This is a genomic window from Cryobacterium sinapicolor, assembly GCF_004403465.1.
In the GTDB taxonomy this organism is placed as follows: Bacteria; Actinomycetota; Actinomycetes; order Actinomycetales; family Microbacteriaceae; genus Cryobacterium; species Cryobacterium sinapicolor.
In genome coordinates this window covers 47,583-71,188 of sequence record NZ_SOGQ01000012.1, presented here as the reverse complement: position 1 = coordinate 71,188, position 23,606 = coordinate 47,583, and the positions used below count along the sequence as shown (strand labels likewise).

The window sequence follows — 23,606 nt, the reverse complement described above, 5'->3', positions numbered from 1 at the left end:
CCCGACCCGCACAGGGAGAGCCCGCTCGGCCGCTTGCACGGCGGGGAGGGTCCTCGCGACTAGAGGGCGAGCTGCAGGCGCACGATGTCGGCCAGCTCGTGCGCGAGCCGGTCAGCGGTGACCTGGTCGGCCGCTTCGACCATGACGCGCACCATGGGCTCGGTCCCCGACGGGCGCAGCAGCACCCGGCCGGTGTCGCCGAGTTCCGCCTCGGCGGCGCGGACGGCCTCCGCGATGACCTCGTTGGTGTTCAACCCGTGGTGGTTGACGTCGCGCACGTTGACCAGGATCTGCGGGAAGACCGTCATCACCGAGGCGAGCTCGGCGAGGGTCTTGCCGGTGCGGGCCATTTCGGCGACCAGGTGCAGCCCGGTCAGAATGCCGTCACCGGTCGTGGCGAACTTGGTCATGATCACATGGCCGGATTGCTCGCCGCCGAGGGACAGCCCGTCGATGTTGAGCTCTTCGAGCACGTAGCGGTCGCCGACCTTGGTCTCGACCATGCGGATGTCATTGGCCGCCATGGCCTTGCGCAGGCCAAGGTTGCTCATCACCGTGGCCACGAGGGTGCGGTCCTTCAGCACCCCGCGCTCGGCCATGGACACCGCGAGGATCGCCATGATCTGGTCGCCGTCGACGATGTTGCCGTCGCGGTCGACGGCCAGGCAGCGATCCGCGTCGCCGTCGTGGGCGATTCCGACGTCGGCGCCTGCTTCGAGCACGGCGCGCGCGAGGTTGTCGAGGTGGGTGGAGCCCACTCCGTCGTTGATGTTGTTGCCGTCGGGGTCGGCGCCGATGACCGTGAGGGTGGCACCGGCATCCGTGAAGACCTGCGGCGACACGCCGGCGGCGGCGCCGTGTGCGCAGTCGAGCACGACGTGGATACCGTCCAGACGGTGCGGCAGGGTGCCGAGCAGATGCACGACGTAGCGGTCTTCCGCATCGGCGAAGCGGCTGATGCGACCGACGTCGCCGCCGATCGGTGTGAGCATGTCCAGCGACAGGTGCTCTTCGATCCGGTCCTCGACATCGTCGGGAAGCTTCGTTCCCCCGAAGGCGAAGAACTTGATGCCGTTGTCGGGGGCGGGGTTGTGCGAGGCCGAGATCATCACGCCGAAGTCAGCGCCGATATCGGCGATCAGGAAAGCGGCGGCGGGGGTCGGGATGACGCCCGCGTCGAGCACATCGACGCCGGAACTCGCCAGCCCGGCAGCGACCGCGGCCGAAATGAATTCGCCGGAGATCCGGGGATCCCGAGCGAGCACCGCGACGGGCCGACGGCCCGCTGCGCGGCGCAACTCCGCGCGGCGGCCCTGAGTGAGGACCGCCGCGCTGGCCTGGGCGAGGCCCAGGGCGAGGCCAGCCGTGAGTTCACGGTTGGCCAGACCCCGGACGCCGTCCGTGCCGAATAGCCGAGGCATCTTTACAGTGCCGACTCTCGACTTAGCGCTTCGAGAACTGAGGCGCCTTGCGGGCCTTCTTGAGTCCGGCCTTCTTGCGCTCCTTGACGCGAGCGTCACGGTTGAGGAAGCCGGCCTTCTTCAGGATGGCGCGGTTGTTCTCTTCGTCGATCTGGTTGAGCGAACGCGCAATGCCGAGACGCAGGGCGCCGGCCTGGCCGGACGGGCCACCACCGGTGATGCGGGCGATGACGTCGTAGCTGCCGATGAGGTCGAGAACCTTGAACGGGTCGTTGATGAGCTGCTGGTGCAGCTTGTTCGGGAAGTAGTCTTCGAACTCGCGGCCGTTGACCGTGATGGTGCCGGAGCCGGGGACGATGCGCACGCGGGCGATGGCCTGCTTGCGACGGCCGACGGCTGCGCCGGGAACGTTGAGGATGGCGCGGGGCGCCTTGGTTACAGTCTCGGTCGGAGTCTCGGTCGAGTAGCTCTCCGGAGCCTGGTCAATCTGATCTGCGATTTTCGCCACGATGGTGTGAATCCTTTTTTCTTAGAATCGAAAAGTCTGGAGGCCGGCGCTACTGAGCGACCTGGGCGAGGGTGTACGGCTTGGGCTGCTGCGCGGCGTGCGGGTGCTCCGGGCCGGCGTAGACCTTGAGCTTGGCCAGCTGTGCGCGGCCGAGGGTGTTCTTCGGCAGCATGCCGCGGATGGCCTTTTCGACCGCACGGGTCGGGTGCTTTTCGAGCATCTCCGAGTAGTTGGTGGCCGTCAGGCCGCCCGGGTAACCGGAGTGGCGGTACGCCATCTTCAGGTCGAGCTTCTTGCCGGTGAGGGCGATCTTCTCGGCATTGACGATGATGACGAAGTCGCCCATGTCCATGTGGGGAGAGAACGTGGCCTTGTGCTTCCCGCGAAGGAGAATGGCGGCGTGGCTGGCAAGACGACCGAGCACGATGTCGGTGGCGTCGATGACGACCCAGTCGTGCTGGACTTCGCTTGCCTTGGGGGTATAAGTGCGCGTCACTATTGAACTGCTTTCTGGTTTCGAACGGAGGTGTTCGTGAATCCCGCTCCGGGTGTGTTCCCAGAGGGGGAACACGATCGATGGAGGGCTCACGTTCGTGTGTCTGGCTGCAACGCACAGACACCAAGGAATAACACTAACGCGGTGGGCCCGGCAACGCAATTCCCGGGCTACTCGGTGTCGTCGATGAGTTCCCGGCGAGCGCGGGTCTCCCGGGCCCGCAGGGCGAGCAGCTCGTCGGCCGGATAGCCGACCTCCAGCAGCGCGAGACCCTGGGCCGGCATCACCTTGAACTCGCTGGTGCGGGCCCGCTCGATCCGGAGGTCTACCAGGCGGACCCCGGCCAGGCGGCCCTCCCCCACGGCGACGCAGGCGCCGACCAGCGCACGCACCATGCTGTGGCAGAAGGCGTCGGCCTGAACGGATGCGACGAGTACGCCATCCGGATCGCGGCGCCAGCGGAACTCCTGCAGGGTGCGGATCGTCGTGGCGCCCGGACGCGGCTTGCAATAGGTGGCGAAGTCGTGCAGGCCGATCAGCGTCGCGGCTGCCGCGTCCATGGCGTCCACGTCGAGGGCGAAGCCGTGCCAGGTGGTGCGGAACCGCTGCAGCGGGTCGTGCCCGATGACGGAGTCGGCGATCCGGTATTCGTAGCGCCGGTAGAGCGCGGAGAACCGGGCGTCGAACCCGGGCGGGGCGAGAACGGAGGACTTGATCACGATTTCGGGCTGGGTGACGAGGATGCCGCTGAGCCGCCGCTGCACCATGACCGCCAGCGGCGTCGGAGGCCGGCCCTTGCCGCGGGAGATGCGCACCAGACCGTCGGCCTGGTCGGGGTTCAGATCGAAGTGGGCGACCTGTCCGGTGGCGTGCACGCCGGCATCCGTTCTCCCGGCCACGGTCAGAATCGGGGTCGGCGGGTGGCTGTGCAGGATGCCCGCCAGCCCGGCCTCGATCTGGCCCTGCACCGTGCGGAGGCCCGGCTGCGTCGCCCAGCCGCTCATGCCGGTGCCATCGTAGGCGATGTCGAGTCTGATCCGAGTGGTGCCCGCTGCTTGGGTCTCGTCGGGCGCCGGGGGAAGAATCACGGAGGTAAGTGTACGGTCCGGTCCGGGTTATCGTTGAACCCGGACTTCGGTCCTCCCCGCCATGAAACCCTGCAGCCCCCGCCCTCTGACGCTCATCCGCACTCCGTGAGCGTCCACCCGAAACGCCTGGCCGGTCTCGACGGCCTGCGTGGCATCGCCGTGGCTCTGGTCGTCGTGTTCCACTTCTTCCCGGCGGTCCTGCCCGGCGGGTTCATCGGGGTCGACGTCTTCTTCGTGATCAGCGGCTTCCTGATCACGGGTCTGCTTATCGGCGAACGGGACGAAACCGGACGGATCGCGCTCGGCCGCTTCTGGAAACGACGGGCCCTGCGCCTGGTGCCGCCGCTGATCCCACTGGTGCTGATTCTGTGCACGGCCGCCTGGCTGATCGGCGGGGACGTGCTGGTGGGCCTCGGCTGGCAGCTGGTCGGCGCGATCACCTTCGGCTACAACTGGGTGTCGATCGCCGGCTCGGCGAGCTACTTCAGCGCCACGGCGCCGGAACTGTTCCGCAACCTGTGGTCGCTGGCGGTCGAGGAGCAGTTCTACCTGGTCTGGCCGTTCGCCCTCCTCGGACTCCTGTTGGTGCGGAACGGCTGGCTGCGCCTGGCACTGGTCGCCGCCCTGGCTCTGGCCTCCGCCGCCTGGATGGGGCTGCTGTACGAGGCCGTCGACCCCACCCGGGTGTACTACGGCTCGGACACGCATAGCTTCGGGCTCTTCACCGGCGCGGCGCTCGCCCTGCTGCTGCGCCGTTCCGGCTTCCCGAGCGGTCCGGCTCCCCGCCTCGCCGCCCTGCTCGGCCGCTGGCGCTCGCGGCTGGGCGTGGCCGCCCTCGCCGGGCTGCTGGTCGCGGCGCTCACCCTGCCCGACACCGGGATGGTGACCTATCGCGGCGGACTGCTGCTGGTGAGCCTGTTGACCGCGGTCGTGATCTGGGCGGCCGTGCGCGGGCCCGGCTTCGGCCCGGCGCTGGACACCGGGCCGCTCCGCTACCTGGGCGAACGCTCCTACGGCATCTACCTGTGGCACTGGCCGGTGCTCGTGCTCGTTCAGGCGGCGTGGCCTGCGGCCGGCGTGTCACAGCCCGTGCTGACGGGCATTGGAGTCGGGATGCTGGCAGGCGCGCTGACACTGCTGGCGGCCGGTGCGTCGTACCGCTGGCTCGAACTTCCGGTGCGCACGACGGGGGTGCGCGGCAGCATCCGTCGTCTCAATTCCCGCATGACGGGGGTGCGCGGCCGGTTCGTCCTCCTCGGCCTGGTCGGCGCCACCGCCCTGTTCCTGACGACCGGCACGACCGCGGCCCTGGTCACCGCTCCCACCCAGACGAGCGCCCAGAACGAGATCGAACGCGGCGAGAAGGCGGTGGATGCTGCGGAACGGCAGGCCGAGCAGGCCGCCCGGCGCACGTCCCGGCCGGCCGCCAGCGCCCTTGACCGTCCGGCGCCCGGGGACCTGATCACGGCGGTGGGCGACTCGGTCATGCTCGCGTCGGCAGCCGAGTTGCAGGCGGACTTTCCGGGGATCGCGATCGACGCCACTGTGTCCCGTGGCATGGGGGCCGCTCCCGACATCCTGGCCGCCCAGGCCGAGGCGGGCACCCTTCGGCCGGTCGTCGTCGTCGGTCTCGGCACCAACGGCCCGATCCGGGCGAGTCAGCTGGCGGCGATCCGCACCGTGATCGGCCCTGACCGGGAGCTGATCCTGGTCACTGCCTTCGCGGAGCGTGACTGGACGGCCGGGGTGAACGAAGACCTGGCCCGGTTCTCGGCGCGTCACCGCCAGGTCGAGCTGGCCGACTGGCACGCCGCGATCGCGCCGCACACCGAGGTGCTCGCCGAGGACAACATCCATCCCGGTCCGGCCGGCGGCCGGATCTACGCCGACGCCATTCGAGCCGCACTGAAACGGCTCGCCGAGCCCCCGCCGGAGCCGGGCCTCGAGGTGTATCGCCTGCCGGACCCTGCCGGGTCAGCGGTTCCCCGGCCGCCGCTGCTGCTGCCGTGACCGGGGAGCGCTAGAGTTCGACGGTGAAGGCCAGCCTGCGGGTGGTGGGCGTGAACCCCATCCCCAGATATAGGTTGAGCGCGCCGGTCGGACTCTCGGAGTCCACGATCAGGGTCGCCCGAGCCAGACCCTCGGTGCGTGCGGCGCGCAGGTGCGCGGACAGCAGGGCCCGCGCGATGCGCTTGCCGCGCCATCCGTCGATCACGCCGACGAGGTCGACGTGGCTGCCGGTGTAACCCTGGTTGACCCAGTCGTCCTGGTTGACCGTGGCGAGGGCAAACCCCACGACCTGCTGGGATCCGTCGCGACCGGCCGCGAGGGCCAGAGACGAGAGGTCGGGGCGGAATATGCGACTCGTCACGAAGGAGTCCCAGGCTTCGTCACTCATCGGCTGGCTCGCCCAATGGTCCCGGAACGACGAGTTCCGCGCCGCGTGAGCGGCCCGGGAAAGTTGCGGGGTGTACCGGATGACGCGGACGTCGCCCGGAAGGTCGATCTCCGGGATCGGCTGGTCGAGGCGCCGCTCGAGTGATTGGAAGTACCGCGCGCATTCCATGCCCAGGCGCCGGAACAACCGGACGCTGCGGTAGGCGGCCTCGTCGGTGTAGGCCAGGATCCATCGCGGAACTGCGGGGGCCGCGATGGCCAGCTGCTGCTCGGCCCGGCCCAGTTGCCACGTGAGCAGTTCCTGGCCGATACCGCGCCCGCGGTAGTCCGGGTGCACCCCGCCGACCAGGATCGATCGGGCCAGGGTCTCGCGCCGAGGCGGCGCCATCACCATCCCCGTCGCCGCGAGGGTGCCGTCGCGAGCGACCCCGATCAGGGAGTCCTGCTCCGGGTCGAAGTACGACAGGCCGAAGTCCCGCACGATTCCCTCCCGCGTCGTCAGGTGGTGGGGATGGTCTGCCTTCCCCACGATCCGGGTGAACCGCCACAGGTCATCGACGTCCGCCACCGTTGCCGGACGCCACCTTACGATCTCCGGATGGGACGCCCCAAGCGCGTCGATCGGCAGTGCCACGCTCCTGCTCGGGGTCGCAGTCCGGGTTCCAGTCGGGCGTTCCATGGCGCATACCGTAGCCGGGGTGCCGCAGGGACGATAGGCCGTTGCCCGGGCACGGAAAAGGGGCCCGACCGAAGTCGGGCCCCTTTCGATTCAACGCAGCGATTCAGCTGGGCCGAGTCAGCACAGTGTGCTTACTTGGATTCCTCAGCGTCGGCGGCGACGTCACCCTCGACGACGTCAGCGCCCTGCGCTGCGTCCTCGGCGACGACCTCGGCCGGAGCCTCGACAACGGGCGCTGCCGCGGCAGGCTTGGAAGCAGCCTTGACGGAGGAGCGCTTGACCTTCGGGGTGACGGGCTCGAGAACGAGCTCCATCTGCACCATCGAAGCGTTGTCACCCTTGCGGAAGCCGAGCTTCGTGATGCGGGTGTAGCCGCCCTCACGAAGAGCGACCTGAGGTGCGATCTCGGTGAAGAGCTCGTGCACGACGGTCTTGTCGCCGATGGTGGCGAGCACGCGACGGCGGGCGTGAAGGTCGCCCTTCTTTGCGAAGGTGATCAGTCGCTCGGCGACCGGACGCAGGCGCTTGGCGCGCGTCTCGGTCGTCTTGATGGACTTGTGGGTGAACAGGGATGCGGCCAGGTTGGCGAGCATGAGGCGCTCGTGGGCCGGTCCGCCTCCGAGGCGGGCTCCCTTAGTGGGCGTAGGCATTGGTTATCTCCAGTATCAAAGTCGAAAGTCAGTCTGAACGACTGCTTTAGATGGTTTCTTCGTCGTAGCCGCTGTAGAAGTGGGCACCGTCGAATCCGGGCACCGAGTCCTTCAGGGACAGGCCAAGCTCAACGAGCTTGTCCTTGACCTCATCCACCGACTTCTGTCCGAAGTTGCGGATGTTCATCAGCTGGGTCTCCGAGAGGGCGACCAGTTCGCTGACGTTGTTGATGCCCTCGCGCTTGAGGCAGTTGTACGAGCGAACCGACAGATCGAGGTCTTCGATCGGAATCGACAGTTCGGTCGACAGGACGGCGTCGACCGGCGCGGGGCCGATCTCGATGCCCTCTGCGGCGGTGTTCAGCTCGCGGGCCAGACCGAACAGCTCGGTCAGGGTGCGACCGGCGGATGCGATGGCGTCGCGAGGCGAGATCGCCGACTTGGTCTCCACGTCAACGACGAGGCGGTCGAAGTCGGTGCGCTCACCGGCACGAGTCGCCTCGACGCGGTAGGTCACCTTGAGCACGGGCGAGTAGATCGAGTCGACGGGAATCTGGCCGGCCTCGGAGTACTCGTTGCGGTTCTGGGTGGCCGACACGTAGCCGCGGCCGCGCTCGATGGTCAGCTCGAGTTCGAACTTGGCCTTGTCGTTCAGCGTTGCGATGACCAGTTCGGGGTTGTGGACCTCGACCCCGGCCGGAGCCGAGATGTCGGCGGCCGTGACCTGGCCGGCACCCTGCTTGCGCAGGTACGCGGTGATGGGCTCGTCGTGCTCACTGGAGATGACGAGGCCCTTGATGTTCAGGATGATCTCGGTGACGTCTTCCTTGACACCGGGAACGGTGCTGAACTCGTGCAGCACACCGTCGATCCGGATGCTGGTGACAGCGGCTCCGGGGATCGAGGACAGGAGGGTGCGGCGCATGGAGTTGCCGAGGGTGTAACCGAAACCAGGCTCAAGAGGTTCGATGACGAACCTGGATCGGAACTCCGAGATGTTCTCTTCGGTGAGCGTGGGGCGCTGTGCAATAAGCACTGTTGATTCCTTTCGGCTAAGTGTCCGCTATATGACACTTGCGTGGCGAGGTTTTGAGTTGTGTGTCTCTCGACAAGCCCGACAATCGAGCACATCGTCGAACGAGGGAGGGGTGATGCCCCACGACCCGCCACAGCCGGGCCCGTCTGCTGACGGGCCCGGCCGATGGCGAGATGCCGGTTGGTTAGACGCGACGACGCTTGGGCGGACGGCATCCGTTGTGCGCCTGGGGGGTGACATCGTTGATGGAACCGACCTCGAGGCCGGCGGCCTGGAGCGAACGGATCGCGGTCTCGCGGCCCGATCCGGGTCCCTTGACGAAGACGTCAACCTTCTTCATTCCGTGCTCCTGCGCCTGGCGGGCGGCCGACTCGGCAGCCAGCTGTGCGGCGAACGGGGTCGACTTGCGCGACCCCTTGAAGCCAACTCCACCTGAGGACGCCCAGCTGATGACCGCACCGGTGGTGTCAGTGATCGAGACGATGGTGTTGTTGAAGGTGCTCTTGATGTGGGCCTGGCCCACAGCGATGTTCTTCTTTTCTTTCTTGCGCGGCTTCCGAACGGCCGACTTTGGTGCTGCCATGAATTTCTCCTGAATCCTAAAGGCTTTGGCGGGCCAGGCCGAGGCCTAGCGCGCCTTCTTCTTGCCGGCTACGGTGCGCTTCGGGCCCTTGCGGGTGCGAGCGTTGGTCTTGGTGCGCTGGCCGCGAACGGGCAGGCCCTTGCGGTGGCGGATGCCCTCGTAGCTGCCGATCTCGACCTTGCGGCGGATGTCAGCGGCAACCTCACGGCGGAGGTCACCCTCAACCTTGAAGGTTCCTTCGATGTAGTCACGGAGGGCGACGAGCTGCTCGTCACTCAGGTCCTTGACTCGGATGTTTCCATCGATTTCAGTGTCGGCGAGGGTCTTGAGTGCCCTCGTGCGGCCAACACCAAAGATGTAAGTCAGTGCAACTTCCACGCGCTTATCGCGAGGAATATCAACGCCGGCTAGACGTGCCATTGTGGCTTCTCCTGTATATGAGTGGAGGTCTGTAACAGTGCCTGTTCATCGGCCTCCAACCGATGGTGTCCCCCCGCAGGGTTCCCGGCACTGCTATTTTCTGTATTCAGTTGCATCGCGACGGGTTCGACCGAGATCGAACGGGCCGCGATCAGCCCTGACGCTGCTTGTGACGAGGGTTCTCGCAAATGACCATCACGTTGCCGTTACGGCGGATGACCTTGCACTTGTCGCAGATCTTCTTGACGCTGGGCTTGACCTTCATGGTGTGTCCTTGTATTCGCTGTCTTCGTACCCCAGGAACGCCTCGGGCCGTTACTTACAGCACTCTCTACTTGTAGCGGTAAACGATCCGGCCGCGAGTCAGGTCGTACGGGCTCAGCTCGACGATCACGCGGTCCTCCGGGAGGATACGGATGTAGTGCTGACGCATCTTGCCTGAAATGTGGGCAAGAACTTTGTGGCCGTTGGTCAGCTCAACGCGGAACATCGCGTTGGGAAGAGCTTCGACTACTGCGCCCTCGATTTCGATGACACCGTCTTTTTTGGCCATAACTCACTATCGCTAGGGTATTGATTGCTGGTCGTGCGTGGATTGTGATGAAATGACACGCCGCCTACGCGGGCATCAGACACCAAGGATTTACTCTATGGTACTGAGTTGCCTTTTGGCAATTCTTCCCTATAATCCGGAACGGGATTCCCGGCATTCGCCGTGAGGAGCATGAGGATGTCCTCCGCCGTGCCGGCGTCGATCAGTTTCTGAACCTCGTCCGCGTCCGAGAAGACGATCGCGATTTTCTGCAGGATGTCGAGATGTTCGTTGCCACGCCCCGCGATCCCGACCACAAAACGCACCTGCTGGCCGTTCCAATCGATCGGTTCGGCGTACCGCACGAGTGACAGGGCCGATCGGACGATGGATTCCCTGGCATCGTTGGTCCCGTGCGGGATGGCAAGGAAATTTCCCATGTAGGTCGACACGCTGGCTTCACGGTCGCACATCGCGTCGATGTAGTCATCGCTCACCGCACCTGCCTCGACGAGCAGCCCGCCGGCCTCCCGGATGGCGTCGAACCTTCCCGTGGCCGATCCGGCGGCCATCACGTTGCCCAGTTCGAGAATTTCGCCCGTCATCGCGCTACTTCGCCGTTTCGGCCCAGTCGCGCGTCTTGTAGGCATAGATGGCGGCGTCGAGTGCCTCGTCGCCGTTCTGCGACGCGAAGACAGTGGCCTCGAGCAGTGCGACGCCGACCCCGGCGCGCACGGCCTGCGCGCGGATCTTCTCGAACCGGGGTGCCAGGTGGGGACCCACCAGGAGCACGTCGACCGGGCCGAGGGAGGACGGCAGATCCGATTCGCTGCCCGCGGAGACGTGCACATCCAGACCACGGCCCGCCGCGGTGTGGCGAACCCGGTGTGCAACGAAGGCGCTGGAGGCTCCGGCACCGCAGACGACGAGAATCTTCATGGAATCGCTTTCCCCTGAATCGAGAGGACGCTGTGCCCTCTCCTCCATCCTCCCGCGTCCGGGCAACCGTGGAGACCAAGTTCCCGCCCCCGAGTGTGGCTGATTCAGGGAGCGTGCGATTACGCGAGCGGAACGGGGGTGATACCGAACGGGGCCAGCGCCGCTGCGCCGCCGTCGGCAGCGGTCAGCACCCAGATGCCGTCCGTGTGCACGGCCACACTGTGCTCCCAGTGCGCGGCAGCCAGGCCATCGCTGGTAGCGACGGTCCAGTCGTCGTCGCGCACGTAGGTCTCGATGGCTCCTAGGACGACCATGGGCTCGATCGCGATCACGAGACCGGGCTTCACGTCCGGCCCCTTCTGACGCACCCGGTAGTTGAACACCGGCGGAGCCTCGTGCATGGACCGGCCGATGCCGTGACCGACGTAATCGGTGAGGATTCCGTAGTCACCCTGGGACTCGACGTAGTCCTCGATGGCGTCGCCGACCTCATTCAGGTGCCGCGCCTCCGAAAGCCGGGCGATCCCGTGCCATAACGACTGCTCCGTGACGTGCGACAGCTTCTCACGCTCGGTCACGACCTCAGGCCGGTCCGGGTCCGGAATCACGAAGGAGAAGGCCGCATCACCGTTCCAGCCATCGATGATGGCCCCACTGTCGATCGACACGATGTCGCCGGCGGCCAACACGCGCGCCCCCGGGATTCCGTGAACGACATCGTCGTTGACGGAAGCGCAGACCGTGTGGTCGTAGCCCTGCTCCAGCTTGAAGTTGGGCAGGCCGCCCCGAGCGACGATGGCGGCTTCGGCCGCGGCGTCGAGGTCGAGCGTTGTCGCGCCGACCCGGATGGCCGCACGGGCCGCATCCAGGGATGCGGCCGTGGCCAGTCCGGGCGCGATCATCAACCGCATCTGCGCCGGCGACTTGTAGATGGATCGTCGAAGGCTCATTGTGAAAATCTCTGCAAACTGCTGAGGTCGTGCCCGCTGAACGTGCACGACCGGGTTAGGAGGCGCTGGCTGCGTCTCCGCTGGTCACGGGCACGGCGACTCCGCGCTGGGCCAGGGCCTCGAGGATGCGACCGGTCACCTCATCGACGGCTCCGAGGCCGTCGACCGTGACCACGAGGCCGCGGGAGGAATAGATGTCGATCAGTGGAGCGGTCTGCTCCTCGTAAACGGCGAGCCGGTGCCGGATGACGTCGGCGGTGTCATCCGCACGACCCTGTTCGGCGGCACGCTTGAGAAGCCGGGCGACGACCTCCTCGGTGTCGGCGACGATCAGCACGACGGCATCGAGTGCGGTACCGTCGGCCTCGAGCAGCCGGTCCAGTTCCAGGACCTGTTCCTGCGTACGCGGGTAGCCGTCGAGGAGGAACCCCTGCACGGCGTCGGGCTTCTGCAGCCGGTCGGACACGATCTCGTTGGTGAGGGAATCGGGAACGTACGCACCGGCATCCATGAATGCCTTGACCTGGAGCCCGAGCGCGGTGTCGTTCTTCACGTTGAAGCGAAAAATGTCACCCGTCGAGATGGCCGGAACATCGAACGCCTCGGACAGGCGCTCCGCCTGGGTTCCCTTGCCCGCGCCAGGCGGGCCGATCAGCAGCAAACGGGTCATCGGAGGAGCCCTTCGTAGTGACGCTGTTGGAGTTGCGCATCGATCTGCTTGACCGTCTCGAGTCCGACACCGACGACGATCAGGATGCTGGCTCCACCGAACGGGAAGTTCTGGTCGGCTCCGATCGCGGAGAACGCGATCAGCGGCAACAGGGCGATCAGGCCAAGGTACAGGGCACCGGGCAGCGTCACCCGGGTGAGAACGAAGTCCAGGTATTCGGCGGTCGGACGACCGGCACGGATGCCCGGAATGAATCCGCCGTACTTCTTCATGTTGTCAGCGACCTCTTCGGGGTTGAAGGTGATCGCAACATAGAAGTAGGTGAATCCGACGATGAGGAGGAAGTACAGCGCCATGTAGAGCGGGTCGTTGCCCTGCGTGAGGTTGTTGGTGACCCAGTTGACCCATGCTGCCGGCGCCTGTCCGGCGGCGGGCTGGTTGAACTGTGCGATCAGGGCGGGCAGGTACAGCAGCGACGACGCGAAGATGACGGGCACGACGCCGGCCATGTTCACCTTGATCGGGATGTACGTGTTGTTGCCGCCGTAGGTGCGGCGTCCGACCATCCGCTTGGCGTACTGCACCGGGATGCGACGCTGGGACTGCTCGACGAAGACCACGGCCGCTACCACGACCAGACCGACCGCGATCACGATCATCAGGATGTCAAGGCCCTTCTGCTGGCCGATGGAGGCCAGCGAACCGGGGAACAGGGCAGCGATGGAGGTGAAGATCAACAGCGACATGCCGTTGCCGATGCCGCGCTCGGTGATGAGCTCGCCCATCCACATGATCAGGCCGGTGCCGGCGGTCATGGTGATGACCATCAGCATGATGGCGTACCAGGCGTCGTTGGTGAGCAACTGGGAGCACTCGGCGCTGGCGGACGTGCCGTAGAGCGCACCGCTGCGGGCCACGGTGATCAGCGTCGTCGACTGGAGGATCGCGAGGGCGATGGTGAGGTACCGGGTGTACTGGGTGAGCGTGCCCTGTCCGGACGCGCCCTCCTTGTGCAGGGTCTCGAAGTGTGGGATGACCACGCGCAGCAGCTGCACGATGATCGAGGCCGTGATGTACGGCATGATGCCGAGCGCGAAGACCGACAGCTGCAGCAGAGCGCCGCCGCTGAAGAGGTTCACGAGCTCGTAGAGGCCGCTGGCGTCCTGGTTCGCCGCCAGACACGATTGAACGTTTCCGAAGTCGACGAAGGGGGCAGGAATGAACGAACCCAGTCGGAACAGGGCGACGATACCCAGGCTGAACCCGATTTTCCTGCGCAGGTCGGGTGTGCGGAAGATCCGCGCGATGGCGCTGAACACAATGCCTCCAGTTAATAACGTGAAAAACGAGCTTGTCGAGTCCAGCATCGAAAGATTTCGATTGGTGGCCTCGACAAGCTCGCTCAGCGTCTACGGACTTACTTGATTGAGCCACCCGCAGCGACGATCTTCTGCTCTGCTGAGCCGGAGACCTTATCCACTGCAATGTTCAGCTTAACCGCAATGTCACCATTGCCGAGAACCTTGACCTTCTCGTTGTCGCGAACGGCACCCTTGGCGACCAGGTCGGCGATGGTTACATCGCCGCCGTTCGGGTACAGCTCGGCGAGCTTCTCGAGGTTGACGACCTGGTACTCGACGCGGAACGGGTTCTTGAACCCGCGCAGCTTCGGAGTACGCATGTGCAGCGGCATCTGGCCACCCTCGAACCCGATGCGCACGTTGTAGCGCGCCTTCGTGCCCTTGGTACCACGGCCGGCGGTCTTACCCTTGGAACCTTCACCACGACCGACGCGCATGCGCGACTTCTTGGCTCCGGGGGCGGGGCGAAGGTGGTGAACCTTCAGGACCTGCTCGCGCTTCTCGGTCGGAGCAGACTTCACTGCGACCTTGGCGGTGGTTGCCTTCTTGGGGGCTGCCTTCTTTGCAGTGGCGGGCTTGGCGGCTGCGGTGGCAGCTTCCTTCTCGTCAGCCATTAGTCAATCTCCTCGACCTTTACGAGGTGAGCAACGGTGTTGACGTAGCCGCGGTTCTGCGAGTTGTCCTCGCGAATCGTGACCGCGCCAATGCGCTTGAGACCCAGGCTGCGAAGCGTGTCGCGCTGGTTCTGCTTCTCACTAATTTTGGACTTGATCTGTGTCACTTTGAGGCGAGCCATCAGGCACCTGCCTTTGCTGCCGCTGCAGCTGCTGCTGCGGCGGCGTCGGCACGCAGGAAGCGCGCCGGAGCGACGTCTTCGTACGCGAGGCCACGACGAGCGGCAACCGCACGCGGCTCTTCGAGCTGGTGCAGGGCCTCGACGGTGGCGTGAACGATGTTGATGGTGTTCGACGAACCGAGCGACTTGCTCAGGACATCGTGGATGCCTGCGCACTCGAGAACGGCGCGCACCGGGCCACCGGCGATGACGCCGGTACCGGCAGCGGCGGGACGCAGCAGGACGACGCCGGCTGCGGCTTCACCCTGCACGGGGTGCGGGATGGTCAGGCCGACGCGGGGCACGCGGAAGAAGTTCTTCTTCGCTTCCTCGACACCCTTGGAAATGGCGGTCGGCACCTCGCGGGCCTTGCCGTATCCAACGCCGACGAGGCCGTTTCCGTCACCGACGACGACGAGGGCGGTGAAGCTGAAGCGACGACCACCCTTCACCACCTTGGAAACGCGGTTGATGGTGACGACGCGCTCCAGGAACTGGCTCTTGTCGGCATCGCGGCTTCCGCGGTCCTTGTTCGGGTTGCGCTCACGGCCGCCACGACGAGCCTCACGAGGCTCGTTCTGGGCAGGTGCCGTTGAGGCAGCGGTTTCGACGGGTGCCTCTGCAGCCACCACGGTCTCCTTGGTTGCTGTGCTAGCGGTTTCAGTGCTCACAGGTTCAATCCACCCTCTCGAGCTCCATCGGCGATCGCAGCGACGCGTCCTGCGTACTTGCTTCCGCCACGGTCAAATACGACGGCTTCGATGCCGGCGGCCTTCGCACGTTCGGCGACGAGTTCGCCGACCTTACGGGCCTTGGCGGTCTTGTCACCATCGAAGGTGCGCAGACCGTCTTCGAGCGTGGACGCCGAGGCAAGGGTGAAGCCCTTGCTGTCATCGACGACCTGCACGAACACGTGGCGAGCCGAACGGGTCACGACGAGACGCGGACGAAGCGCGGTCCCCTCGATCTTCTTGCGAAGACGTGTGTGCCTGCGTCCGCGGGCAGCAGCCTTGCTCTTACCTCTAGTTCCGAGACCCATGGTTACTTACCACTCTTTCCGGCCTTGCGGCGAACAATCTCGCCGGCGTAACGCACACCCTTGCCCTTGTAGGGCTCCGGCTTGCGAATCTTACGGATGTTGGCGGCGACCTCGCCGACAGCCTGCTTGTCGATGCCACCGACCGTGAGGCGGTTGACGCTCTCCACGGTGAGGGTGATACCGGCAGGTGCCTCGACGAGGACCGGGTGCGAGAAGCCGAGGGCGAACTCGATCGAGCTGCCCTTCTGGGCGACGCGGTAACCGGTACCGACGATCTCGAGGGACTTGGTGTAACCCACCGTCACCCCGATGATCTGGTTTGCGATCAGCGTGCGGGTCAATCCGTGCAGCGAACGCGAGTTGCGCTCGTCGTTCGGGCGGGTGACGACGACGTGGCCGTCCTCGATCTTGACCTCGATGGGGTTCGCGACGGTGAGCGCGAGCTCACCCTTCGGACCCTTGACGTTGACGCGCTGGCCTTCAGTGGCGACCGTGACATCCGCGGGAATCGGGATGGGGAGTCTTCCAATACGTGACATTGTCAGCTACCACACGTAGGCGAGTACTTCTCCGCCTACGCCCTTCTTCTCGGCCTGACGGTCGGTGAGCAGACCGCTGGAGGTGGACAGGATGGCAACGCCGAGGCCACCGAGAACGGTGGGGATTTCGGTCGACTTGGCGTACACGCGCAGGCCGGGCTTGGAAACCCGCTTGATGCCGACGATGGAACGCTCGCGGTTCGGACCAAACTTGAGGTTGAGCGTGAGGGTCTTGCCGACCACTGCATCCTTGACGTCCCATGCCGAGATGTAACCCTGGGCCTTGAGGATGTCCGCGATGTTCGCTTTGAGCTTGCTGTGCGGCATGGACACGGTGTCGTGGAACGCCGAGTTAGCGTTGCGCAGTCTGGTCAGCATGTCTGCGACCGGATCTGTCATTGTCATTTGTGGTGCCTTTCTCGCCTGGTTTCGTTCATCCTTTACACGGGTGACGACCTTGGTCGTGGTGGGGCTGGACGGTTGTCCAGCCCCGGGTTTTTTACTACAAGAGCCAAAGAGCTACTTTACTTGGTGTTTTCGGCCGTCTTGAACGGGAAGCCCAGCGCCTTGAGCAGCGCGCGACCTTCTTCGTTGTTCTTGGCCGTCGTCACAACCGTGATATCCATACCGCGGATACGGTCGATCCGGTCCTGGTCGATTTCGTGGAACATGACCTGCTCGGTCAAACCGAAGGTGTAGTTACCGCTGCCATCGAACTGCTTGTCGCTCAGACCGCGGAAGTCGCGGATGCGCGGAAGCGCCAGGCTCAGGAGCCGGTCGAGGAACTCCCACATGCGGTCGCCACGAAGTGTGACGTGCGTGCCGATGGGCTGTCCTTCGCGCAGTTTGAACTGCGCGATCGACTTGCGGGCCTTGGTGACCTGCGGCTTCTGACCGGTGATCTTGGTGAGGTCGGAGACGGCGCCATCCATGATCTTGCCGTCGCGTGCTGCCTCGCCGACACCCATGTTCACAACGATCTTGACCAGATTCGGAATCTGGTGAACGTTGGTGAAACCGAGGTCCTTGCTGAGCTGAGCCATGATCTCGTCGCGGTACTTCTGCTTGAGACGCGGCAGGACTGCCTCGACGGTCGCTTCTGCTTCTGTTGCTGCAACTGAAGTGTCGGTCATCAGAGGTCCTTCCCTGACTTCTTGGCGTAACGGATGCGGACCGTCTTGGTGACGCCATCCTTCGTTACTTCTTCGAGGCGGAAGCCGACGCGAGTCGGCTTCTTGGTCTCCGGGTCGACGAGGGCCACGTTGGACACGTGAATCGGTGCCTCCATGGTCTCGATGCCGCCGGTCTTGGTGCCGCGCTGGGTCTGGCCCACGCGGACGTGCTTGGTGACGAAGTTGATTCCCTCGACGAGGACCCTGTTCTTCTCCACCAGGACGGCGATGACCTTACCCTGCTTGCCACGGTCTCCGCCGCGGGCCTGGGTGCGGCCGGTGATGACCTCTACGAGGTCACCCTTTTTGAGTCTGGCCATGATTTAGATAACCTCCGGTGCCAGCGAGATGATCTTCATGAACTTCTTGTCGCGAAGCTCGCGACCGACCGGTCCGAAGATTCGGGTGCCGCGGGGGTCACCTTCGTTCTTCAAAATCACTGCGGCGTTCTCATCGAACTTGATGTACGAACCGTCTGGACGACGGGTCTGCTTTTTGACGCGAACGACGACGGCCTTGACGACGTCGCCCTTCTTGACGTTGCCGCCCGGGATCGCGTCCTTGACCGTGGCGACGATCGTGTCGCCCAGTCCGGCGTAGCGACGGCCGGAGCCGCCGAGCACGCGAATGGTCAACAGCTCCTTGGCACCCGTGTTGTCGGCAACCTTGAGTCGTGATTCTTGCTGAAGCACTTTTTAACTCCTTCTATCAAGTAAGCGCGAGGCTTACTTGGCCTTCTCGAGGATCTCGACCAGGCGGAAGCGCTTGGTGGCGCTCAGCGGACGGGTCTCACTGATCAGGACCAGGTCGCCGACGCCGGCGATGTTCGCCTCGTCGTGGACCTTCAGCTTGGACGTACGGCGGATGACCTTGCCGTACAACGGGTGCTTCACGCGGTCTTCGACCTCGACAACGATGGTCTTGTCCATCTTGTCGCTGGTCACGTAACCACGCAGCGTCTTGCGGTAGCCGCGAACGAGAGCCTCAGCCTCGACAGCGACGACCTTATCGTCAGTCTTCGCCATGACTAGGCCTCCTTCGTCTGGGCGGCGTCGGCCTCAGCGGAGTCGTCAGACTTCACAGCAGGCTTGGCCTTCTTGGTCTTCTTCTCAGCCTTGGCCGGAGCCTCGACTGGTGCGGGAGTCGGGCGAATACCCAACTCGCGCTCACGGAGAACCGTGTAGATGCGAGCGATGTCGCGCTTGACCGCGCGGAGGCGGCCGTGGCTCTCGAGCTGGCCGGTGGCCGACTGGAAGCGAAGGTTGAAGAGTTCTTCCTTCGCCTTCTTCAGCTCATCGAACAACCGCTCGTTTTCAAAAGTGTCGAGCTCGACTGAGGCGAGCTCCTTGGATCCGATCGCCATTATGCGTCGCCCTCCTCGCGCTTGATGATGCGTGCCTTCAAGGGCAGTTTGTGAATAGCGCGGGTCAGCGCTTCCTTGGCAACGATGTCGGTGACACCGCTGAGTTCGAAAAGCACGCGACCGGGCTTGACGTTGGCAACCCACCACTCGACGGAACCCTTACCGGAACCCATGCGGGTTTCGGCCGGCTTCTTGGTGAGCGGACGGTCCGGGTAGATGTTGATCCAGACCTTGCCGCCGCGCTTCATGTGACGGGTGATCGCGATACGAGCGGACTCGATCTGACGGTTGGTCACATACGCGGGGGTGAGGGCCTGGATGCCGTACTCACCGAACGACAGCTCGGTACCACCGGTTGCGTGGCCGGTACGGCCCGGGTGGTGCTGCTTGCGGTGCTTGACTCTGCGTGGAATCAACATGGTTATGCCTCAACTCCTGCTGCAACCGGTGCCGCTGCCTCTGCGCGGGGCGCACGACGCGGTCGGTCGTCACGACGCTCGGGGCGGGACGACTTAGCGTTGGCCTGCTCGCGAGCGAGTTCCTTGTTGGTGATGTCGCCCTTGTAGATCCAGACCTTCACGCCGATGCGGCCGAAGGTGGTCTTGGCTTCGTAGAAGCCGTAGTCGATGTTCGCGCGCAGGGTGTGCAGGGGCACACGGCCTTCGCGGTAGAACTCCGAACGGCTCATCTCGGCGCCACCTAAACGACCGGACACCTGGATGCGAACACCCTTGGCGCCGGCGCGCTGGGCACCCTGCAGGCCCTTACGCATCGCGCGGCGGAATGCCACACGAGCGGAAAGCTGCTCGGCGATGCCCTGGGCGACGAGCTGAGCGTCCACCTCGGGGTTCTTCACCTCGAGGATGTTCAGCTGGATCTGCTTGGCGGTGAGCTTCTCGAGGTCGGAGCGGATGCGCTCGGCCTCCGCGCCGCGGCGACCGATCACAATGCCCGGACGGGCGGTGTGGATGTCGACGCGAACGCGGTCACGAGTGCGCTCGATCTCGATGCGGGACACGCCGGCGCGGTCGAGGCTGGTGCTCAACAGGCGGCGGATCTTGACGTCCTCAGCGACGAAGTCGCTGTAACGCTGGCCCGGCTTCGTGCTGTCAGAGAACCAACGCGACACGTGGTCGGTCGTGATTCCCAGACGGAAGCCATAGGGGTTTACTTTCTGACCCATTACTTCGTACCCTCCTCAGGAGTGGCGAGCACAACCGTGATGTGGCTCGTGCGCTTCTTGATCTGGAATGCGCGACCCTGTGCACGGGCCTGGAAACGCTTGAGGGTCGTACCCTCATCAACGAACGCCTGGCTGACGAACAGGTCCTGCTCGTCGAGGAAGGTGTTGGCTGCATCAGCCTTGACTCGGGCGTTGGCGATTGCCGAGGCAACCAGCTTGTACACCGGGTCGCTCGCGCCCTGCGGCGCGAACTTCAGAATTCCCAGAGCCTCGAAGGCCTGCTTGCCGCGGATCAGGTTGACGACGCGACGAGCCTTCTGGGGGGTAACGCGGATGTGACGCACGCGTGCGATCGACTCCACCATTTCTTATCCTCCTTCACGTCCCCGCGTTAGCGGCGACGGCCCTTCTTGTCGTCCTTCACGTGTCCACGGAAGGTGCGGGTGGGCGCAAACTCGCCGAGCTTGTGCCCGACCATGCTCTCGGTGACGAACACCGGGATGTGCTTGCGTCCGTCGTGCACGGCGATGGTGTGCCCGAGCATGCCGGGGATGATCATCGAACGGCGCGACCAGGTCTTGATTACGTTCTTGCTGCTGGCTTCGTTCGCCTTGACAACCTTGCGAAGCAGGTGGTCGTCAACGAACGGGCCTTTCTTGAGACTGCGTGGCATCGTCTACTCCTACTTACGCTTCTTGCCGACGGTACGGCGACGAACGATGAGCTTGTCGCTTTCCTTGTTCGGGTGGCGGGTACGCCCTTCTTTCTGGCCCCAAGGGCTGACGGGGTGACGTCCACCGGACGTCTTACCCTCACCACCACCGTGCGGGTGGTCGACCGGGTTCATGGCAACACCACGAACGGTCGGGCGAACGCCTTTCCAGCGCATACGGCCGGCCTTGCCCCAGTTGATGTTCGACTGCTCGGCGTTGCCGACCTCGCCGATCGTGGCGCGGCAGCGGGCGTCGACGTTGCGGATTTCTCCGGACGGCAGGCGCAGCTGGGCGTAGATGCCATCCTTCGCAACGAGGCGAACGGACGATCCGGCGGAGCGGGCCATCTTGGCGCCACCGCCCGGACGCAGTTCGACCGCGTGGATGATGGTACCGGTGGGGATGTTCTTCAGCGGCAGGTTGTTGCCGGGCTTGATGTCAGCACCGGCGCCCGACTCTACGATGTCGCCCTGGTTCAGCTTGTTCGGGGCGATGATGTAGCGCTTGGAGCCGTCCATGAAGTGCAGGAGCGCGATGCGCGCCGTGCGGTTCGGGTCGTACTCGATGTGAGCGACCTTGGCGTTGACGCCGTCCTTGTCGTTACGACGGAAGTCGATCAGACGGTACTGGCGCTTGTGTCCACCACCGATGTGACGGGTGGTGATGCGACCCTGGTTGTTACGGCCACCGGTCTTGGACAGGGGGCGAAGCAGGGACTTCTCCGGCGTGGAGCGGGTGATCTCTGCGAAGTCTGCAACAGATGAACCGCGACGACCGGGAGTCGTGGGCTTGAACTTACGAATAGCCATTTCTTATTCCTCTAGTCCGCGCCGCTTAGCCGACGGCCGTGAAGATGTCAATGGAACCGGACTTGAGCGTGACGATGGCACGCTTGGTGTCCTTGCGCTTGCCCTGACCGAACTTCGTGCGACGCGTCTTGCCGATACGGTTCATGGTGTTGATCGAAGCGACCTCCACCTTGAAGATCTTTTCGATCGCGAGCTTGATTTCGGTCTTGTTCGAGCGCGGGTCCACGATGAAGGTGTACTTGCCCTCGTCGATCAGGCCATAGCTCTTCTCAGAGACGACCGGAGCGATGATGACGTCGCGGGGATCCTTGTTGATCGGGGTAGCCATTATGCGGACACCTCTTCCTTCTTGGTCTTGCTCGCCACGAACGCGTCGAACGCGCCCTTGGTGAAGACAATGTCGTCGCTGACGAGCACGTCATAGGCATTCAGCTGGTCCCACGGCAGAACGTGCACCGTCGGCAGGTTGCGGATGCTGCGCAGCGTCATTTCGTCGGTGCGCTCCAGGACGACCAGCACGTGCTTGCTGCTGGCGATCTGGCTGAGCAGCTCGATGGCGCCCTTGGTGCTGGGCGTCTCGGCGCTGAAGAGTGCGGTCACGACGTGCAGGCGGTCACCACGAGCGCGGTCAGAAAGGGATCCGCGCAGTGCTGCCGCGATCATCTTCTTGGGAGTGCGCTGTTCGTAGTTACGCGGGGTCGGTCCGTGGACGATGCCACCACCGGTCATCTGAGGGGCGCGAATCGAGCCCTGACGGGCGCGACCGGTTCCCTTCTGCTTGAACGGCTTGCGGCCGGAGCCGGAAACTTCGCCACGACGCTTGGTCTTGTGCGTTCCCTGACGTGCGGCAGCGAGCTGCGCGACGACGACCTGGTGGATCAGCGGGACGTTGGTCTGAACGTCAAAGATTTCGGCGGGCAGCTCAACGGAGCCGGCCTTCTTACCCTTGGCATCGATGAGATCGAGTGAGGTAGTCATACGACTAGGCTCCCTTCACTGCATTGCGGACGAATACGAGGCGGCCCTTGGCGCCGGGAACGGCACCCTTGACCAGCAGGAGGCCCTTCTCGGCATCCACGGCGTGAACCTTGAGGTTCAGCACAGTGACGCGCTCGCCACCCATACGACCGGCCATGCGCATGCCCTTGAAGACACGGCTCGGGGTCGAGGAAGCACCGATGGAACCGGGCTTGCGGTGGTTACGGTGCGAACCGTGAGAGGAGGAAACACCCTTGAAGTTGTGACGCTTCATAACACCGGCGAAACCCTTACCCTTGCTGGTGCCCATGACGTCGACCTTGGTGCCGGCAGCGAACACACCGTCAACGGTGAGTTCCTGGCCCAGGGTGTAGTCAGCGGCATCCGCAGTGCGGAGCTCGGTGAGGTGGCGGCGAGGCGTGACGCCTGCCTTTTCGAAGTGTCCGGCGGAAGGCTTGTTCACCTTGCGCGGGTCGATGGCCCCAGCAGCGATCTGGACGCCGGCGTAGCCGTCGATGTCCTTGCTGCGGATCTGGGTGACAACGTTGGGCGAGATCTCGATGACGGTGACGGGAACGAGCTTGTTGTTCTCGTCCCATACCTGCGTCATGCCGAGCTTCTTGCCGAGGAGACCCTTGGTGGTCTTGGTATCTGCGTAAGACATCGCGGGCCCTAGAGCTTGATCTCGATGTTGACGTCGGCCGGCAGGTCGAGACGCATGAGCGAGTCGACGGCCTTCGGGGTCGGGTCAATGATGTCGATCAGACGCTTGTGGGTGCGCATTTCAAAGTGCTCCCGGCTGTCCTTGTACTTGTGAGGCGAACGGATGACACACACCACGTTCTTCTCGGTCGGAAGCGGCACGGGGCCGACGACAGTCGCACCCGCGCGGGTCACTGTGTCGACGATCTTGCGCGCCGAGATGTCGATGACCTCGTGGTCATACGACTTAAGTCGAATGCGGATTTTCTGTCCCGCCATGTCGAACTCGCTTTCTTGTCAAGGCTTCTTACATCCCGAGGGTTGCATTGGACGCCGTAGTAGCACTGCTGCTGTCGCACCACTGTTCATCTGTCAATTTCGGCGGGGCCGCGGTGCGGTCTCGCCGAGCCAACCCGCTTCTCCACACTCGCGCATGGGGGAAGGCATGGCTTTACCCAGCTTTCCCGGCTGTTGGTTTGAGCTATGTCCTGCTACCCGCGGCCTAACTGTGCACCTGGCGCCTTTTACGGCGAACGGCACAAG

Annotated in this window: 37 protein-coding genes; 1 reads left to right on the top strand and 36 read right to left on the bottom strand. The window is 64.5% G+C overall.

Features of this window, described 5'->3' with window-relative positions; genetic code table 11:
• Positions 1-59 precede the first annotated feature (59 nt).
• The 4 genes from glmM to E3T28_RS02130 all read right to left on the bottom strand — a co-directional run bounded on the left by glmM (position 60) and on the right by E3T28_RS02130 (position 3,429).
• Positions 60-1,421, bottom strand: a complete 1,362-nt coding sequence (gene glmM / locus E3T28_RS02145; RefSeq protein ID WP_134427460.1) for a phosphoglucosamine mutase — start codon at positions 1,419-1,421, stop codon at positions 60-62.
• Positions 1,422-1,443: 22 nt separating this feature from the next.
• Positions 1,444-1,929: a 30S ribosomal protein S9 gene (rpsI, locus tag E3T28_RS02140; protein WP_134427457.1), complete on the bottom strand. Its 486-nt coding sequence runs from the start codon at positions 1,927-1,929 to the stop codon at positions 1,444-1,446.
• A gap of 49 nt (positions 1,930-1,978) precedes the next feature.
• On the bottom strand, positions 1,979-2,425 hold the full coding sequence (gene rplM / locus E3T28_RS02135; protein ID WP_134363342.1) for a 50S ribosomal protein L13: 447 nt from the start codon (positions 2,423-2,425) through the stop codon (positions 1,979-1,981).
• 170 nt (positions 2,426-2,595) lie between these two features.
• Entirely contained in the window at positions 2,596-3,429 is an 834-nt protein-coding gene (locus E3T28_RS02130; protein ID WP_134427523.1) for a tRNA pseudouridine synthase A, read from the bottom strand.
• A 189-nt stretch (positions 3,430-3,618) separates the two neighbouring features.
• On the opposite strand from E3T28_RS02130, the gene E3T28_RS02125 reads away from it, so the two are divergent.
• The gene (locus E3T28_RS02125) at positions 3,619-5,523 is read left to right on the top strand and encodes an acyltransferase family protein (RefSeq protein ID WP_134427454.1); all 1,905 of its coding nucleotides are present in this window, start codon (positions 3,619-3,621) and stop codon (positions 5,521-5,523) included.
• 10 nt (positions 5,524-5,533) lie between these two features.
• On the opposite strand, the gene E3T28_RS02120 is transcribed toward E3T28_RS02125, so the two are convergent.
• From E3T28_RS02120 to rpsJ, 32 genes are all read right to left on the bottom strand, one after another.
• A complete protein-coding gene (locus E3T28_RS02120) occupies positions 5,534-6,589 on the bottom strand; it encodes a GNAT family N-acetyltransferase (protein WP_134427451.1) in 1,056 nt (351 codons plus the stop codon).
• Positions 6,590-6,720: 131 nt separating this feature from the next.
• Positions 6,721-7,239, bottom strand: a complete 519-nt coding sequence (gene rplQ / locus E3T28_RS02115) for a 50S ribosomal protein L17 (RefSeq protein WP_134427448.1) — start codon at positions 7,237-7,239, stop codon at positions 6,721-6,723.
• A gap of 46 nt (positions 7,240-7,285) precedes the next feature.
• Positions 7,286-8,275: a DNA-directed RNA polymerase subunit alpha gene (locus E3T28_RS02110; RefSeq protein ID WP_134365630.1), complete on the bottom strand. Its 990-nt coding sequence runs from the start codon at positions 8,273-8,275 to the stop codon at positions 7,286-7,288.
• A 184-nt stretch (positions 8,276-8,459) separates the two neighbouring features.
• Positions 8,460-8,858: a 30S ribosomal protein S11 gene (gene rpsK / locus E3T28_RS02105; RefSeq protein ID WP_055821293.1), complete on the bottom strand. Its 399-nt coding sequence runs from the start codon at positions 8,856-8,858 to the stop codon at positions 8,460-8,462.
• Positions 8,859-8,903: 45 nt separating this feature from the next.
• Positions 8,904-9,278 (bottom strand): 30S ribosomal protein S13, encoded by a 375-nt coding sequence (gene rpsM, locus E3T28_RS02100; RefSeq protein WP_104100946.1) that lies wholly within the window; start codon positions 9,276-9,278, stop codon positions 8,904-8,906.
• 151 nt (positions 9,279-9,429) lie between these two features.
• The gene (gene rpmJ, locus E3T28_RS02095) at positions 9,430-9,543 is read right to left on the bottom strand and encodes a 50S ribosomal protein L36 (protein WP_035834639.1); all 114 of its coding nucleotides are present in this window, start codon (positions 9,541-9,543) and stop codon (positions 9,430-9,432) included.
• Between the two features lie 66 nt (positions 9,544-9,609).
• Positions 9,610-9,831 carry a translation initiation factor IF-1 gene (infA, locus tag E3T28_RS02090; RefSeq protein WP_022883252.1) on the bottom strand — a complete coding sequence of 74 codons (222 nt, stop codon included), beginning with the start codon at positions 9,829-9,831 and terminating at the stop codon, positions 9,610-9,612.
• A gap of 95 nt (positions 9,832-9,926) precedes the next feature.
• Entirely contained in the window at positions 9,927-10,415 is a 489-nt protein-coding gene (locus tag E3T28_RS02085; RefSeq protein WP_134427446.1) for a PTS mannitol transporter subunit IIA, read from the bottom strand.
• A gap of 4 nt (positions 10,416-10,419) precedes the next feature.
• A complete protein-coding gene (locus E3T28_RS02080; RefSeq protein WP_134427443.1) occupies positions 10,420-10,749 on the bottom strand; it encodes a PTS sugar transporter subunit IIB in 330 nt (109 codons plus the stop codon).
• 119 nt (positions 10,750-10,868) lie between these two features.
• Positions 10,869-11,699 carry a type I methionyl aminopeptidase gene (gene map / locus E3T28_RS02075; protein WP_134427440.1) on the bottom strand — a complete coding sequence of 277 codons (831 nt, stop codon included), beginning with the start codon at positions 11,697-11,699 and terminating at the stop codon, positions 10,869-10,871.
• A gap of 55 nt (positions 11,700-11,754) precedes the next feature.
• Complete coding sequence (locus E3T28_RS02070) at positions 11,755-12,369, bottom strand: adenylate kinase (RefSeq protein ID WP_174776812.1); 615 nt, start codon at positions 12,367-12,369, stop codon at positions 11,755-11,757.
• Positions 12,366-13,688 carry a preprotein translocase subunit SecY gene (gene secY / locus E3T28_RS02065; RefSeq protein ID WP_134427437.1) on the bottom strand — a complete coding sequence of 441 codons (1,323 nt, stop codon included), beginning with the start codon at positions 13,686-13,688 and terminating at the stop codon, positions 12,366-12,368. Before secY ends, E3T28_RS02070 begins: the two co-directional genes overlap by 4 nt.
• A 98-nt stretch (positions 13,689-13,786) precedes the next feature.
• A complete protein-coding gene (gene rplO / locus E3T28_RS02060; RefSeq protein WP_134427434.1) occupies positions 13,787-14,344 on the bottom strand; it encodes a 50S ribosomal protein L15 in 558 nt (185 codons plus the stop codon).
• Positions 14,344-14,526, bottom strand: a complete 183-nt coding sequence (gene rpmD, locus E3T28_RS02055; RefSeq protein WP_174235710.1) for a 50S ribosomal protein L30 — start codon at positions 14,524-14,526, stop codon at positions 14,344-14,346. The genes rplO and rpmD overlap by 1 nt, the downstream gene beginning before the upstream one ends.
• Entirely contained in the window at positions 14,526-15,197 is a 672-nt protein-coding gene (gene rpsE / locus E3T28_RS02050) for a 30S ribosomal protein S5 (protein WP_104101028.1), read from the bottom strand. Before rpsE ends, rpmD begins: the two co-directional genes overlap by 1 nt.
• A gap of 35 nt (positions 15,198-15,232) precedes the next feature.
• Positions 15,233-15,604 (bottom strand): 50S ribosomal protein L18, encoded by a 372-nt coding sequence (gene rplR / locus E3T28_RS02045; RefSeq protein WP_134363329.1) that lies wholly within the window; start codon positions 15,602-15,604, stop codon positions 15,233-15,235.
• Between the two features lie 2 nt (positions 15,605-15,606).
• Positions 15,607-16,143, bottom strand: coding sequence for a 50S ribosomal protein L6 (gene rplF, locus E3T28_RS02040; RefSeq protein ID WP_104100956.1), 537 nt, complete (start codon positions 16,141-16,143; stop codon positions 15,607-15,609).
• A 6-nt stretch (positions 16,144-16,149) separates the two neighbouring features.
• Complete coding sequence (gene rpsH, locus E3T28_RS02035; protein WP_104100957.1) at positions 16,150-16,548, bottom strand: 30S ribosomal protein S8; 399 nt, start codon at positions 16,546-16,548, stop codon at positions 16,150-16,152.
• 119 nt (positions 16,549-16,667) lie between these two features.
• On the bottom strand, positions 16,668-17,276 hold the full coding sequence (gene rplE, locus E3T28_RS02030; protein ID WP_134427431.1) for a 50S ribosomal protein L5: 609 nt from the start codon (positions 17,274-17,276) through the stop codon (positions 16,668-16,670).
• Complete coding sequence (gene rplX / locus E3T28_RS02025; protein WP_134369268.1) at positions 17,276-17,635, bottom strand: 50S ribosomal protein L24; 360 nt, start codon at positions 17,633-17,635, stop codon at positions 17,276-17,278. The genes rplE and rplX overlap by 1 nt, the downstream gene beginning before the upstream one ends.
• Positions 17,636-17,638: 3 nt before the next feature.
• The gene (gene rplN / locus E3T28_RS02020; protein ID WP_134365618.1) at positions 17,639-18,007 is read right to left on the bottom strand and encodes a 50S ribosomal protein L14; all 369 of its coding nucleotides are present in this window, start codon (positions 18,005-18,007) and stop codon (positions 17,639-17,641) included.
• A gap of 33 nt (positions 18,008-18,040) precedes the next feature.
• Complete coding sequence (gene rpsQ, locus E3T28_RS02015) at positions 18,041-18,340, bottom strand: 30S ribosomal protein S17 (protein ID WP_134427429.1); 300 nt, start codon at positions 18,338-18,340, stop codon at positions 18,041-18,043.
• A gap of 2 nt (positions 18,341-18,342) precedes the next feature.
• Entirely contained in the window at positions 18,343-18,678 is a 336-nt protein-coding gene (gene rpmC / locus E3T28_RS17535; protein ID WP_134427426.1) for a 50S ribosomal protein L29, read from the bottom strand.
• Positions 18,678-19,097, bottom strand: coding sequence for a 50S ribosomal protein L16 (rplP, locus tag E3T28_RS02005; RefSeq protein WP_104100963.1), 420 nt, complete (start codon positions 19,095-19,097; stop codon positions 18,678-18,680). Before rplP ends, rpmC begins: the two co-directional genes overlap by 1 nt.
• Positions 19,098-19,099: 2 nt before the next feature.
• Positions 19,100-19,861 (bottom strand): 30S ribosomal protein S3, encoded by a 762-nt coding sequence (gene rpsC / locus E3T28_RS02000; protein WP_134363322.1) that lies wholly within the window; start codon positions 19,859-19,861, stop codon positions 19,100-19,102.
• Positions 19,861-20,226, bottom strand: coding sequence for a 50S ribosomal protein L22 (gene rplV, locus E3T28_RS01995; protein WP_104100965.1), 366 nt, complete (start codon positions 20,224-20,226; stop codon positions 19,861-19,863). Before rplV ends, rpsC begins: the two co-directional genes overlap by 1 nt.
• Before the next feature lie 26 nt (positions 20,227-20,252).
• On the bottom strand, positions 20,253-20,534 hold the full coding sequence (gene rpsS, locus E3T28_RS01990) for a 30S ribosomal protein S19 (protein WP_104100966.1): 282 nt from the start codon (positions 20,532-20,534) through the stop codon (positions 20,253-20,255).
• 9 nt (positions 20,535-20,543) lie between these two features.
• A complete protein-coding gene (gene rplB, locus E3T28_RS01985; RefSeq protein ID WP_104100967.1) occupies positions 20,544-21,383 on the bottom strand; it encodes a 50S ribosomal protein L2 in 840 nt (279 codons plus the stop codon).
• Between the two features lie 25 nt (positions 21,384-21,408).
• Positions 21,409-21,711, bottom strand: a complete 303-nt coding sequence (gene rplW, locus E3T28_RS01980; RefSeq protein ID WP_104100968.1) for a 50S ribosomal protein L23 — start codon at positions 21,709-21,711, stop codon at positions 21,409-21,411.
• Positions 21,711-22,361: a 50S ribosomal protein L4 gene (gene rplD, locus E3T28_RS01975; RefSeq protein WP_134369263.1), complete on the bottom strand. Its 651-nt coding sequence runs from the start codon at positions 22,359-22,361 to the stop codon at positions 21,711-21,713. The genes rplW and rplD overlap by 1 nt, the downstream gene beginning before the upstream one ends.
• A 4-nt stretch (positions 22,362-22,365) precedes the next feature.
• Positions 22,366-23,025 carry a 50S ribosomal protein L3 gene (gene rplC, locus E3T28_RS01970; protein ID WP_134363320.1) on the bottom strand — a complete coding sequence of 220 codons (660 nt, stop codon included), beginning with the start codon at positions 23,023-23,025 and terminating at the stop codon, positions 22,366-22,368.
• Positions 23,026-23,033: 8 nt separating this feature from the next.
• On the bottom strand, positions 23,034-23,342 hold the full coding sequence (gene rpsJ / locus E3T28_RS01965) for a 30S ribosomal protein S10 (protein WP_035834607.1): 309 nt from the start codon (positions 23,340-23,342) through the stop codon (positions 23,034-23,036).
• Positions 23,343-23,606: the final 264 nt, after the last annotated feature.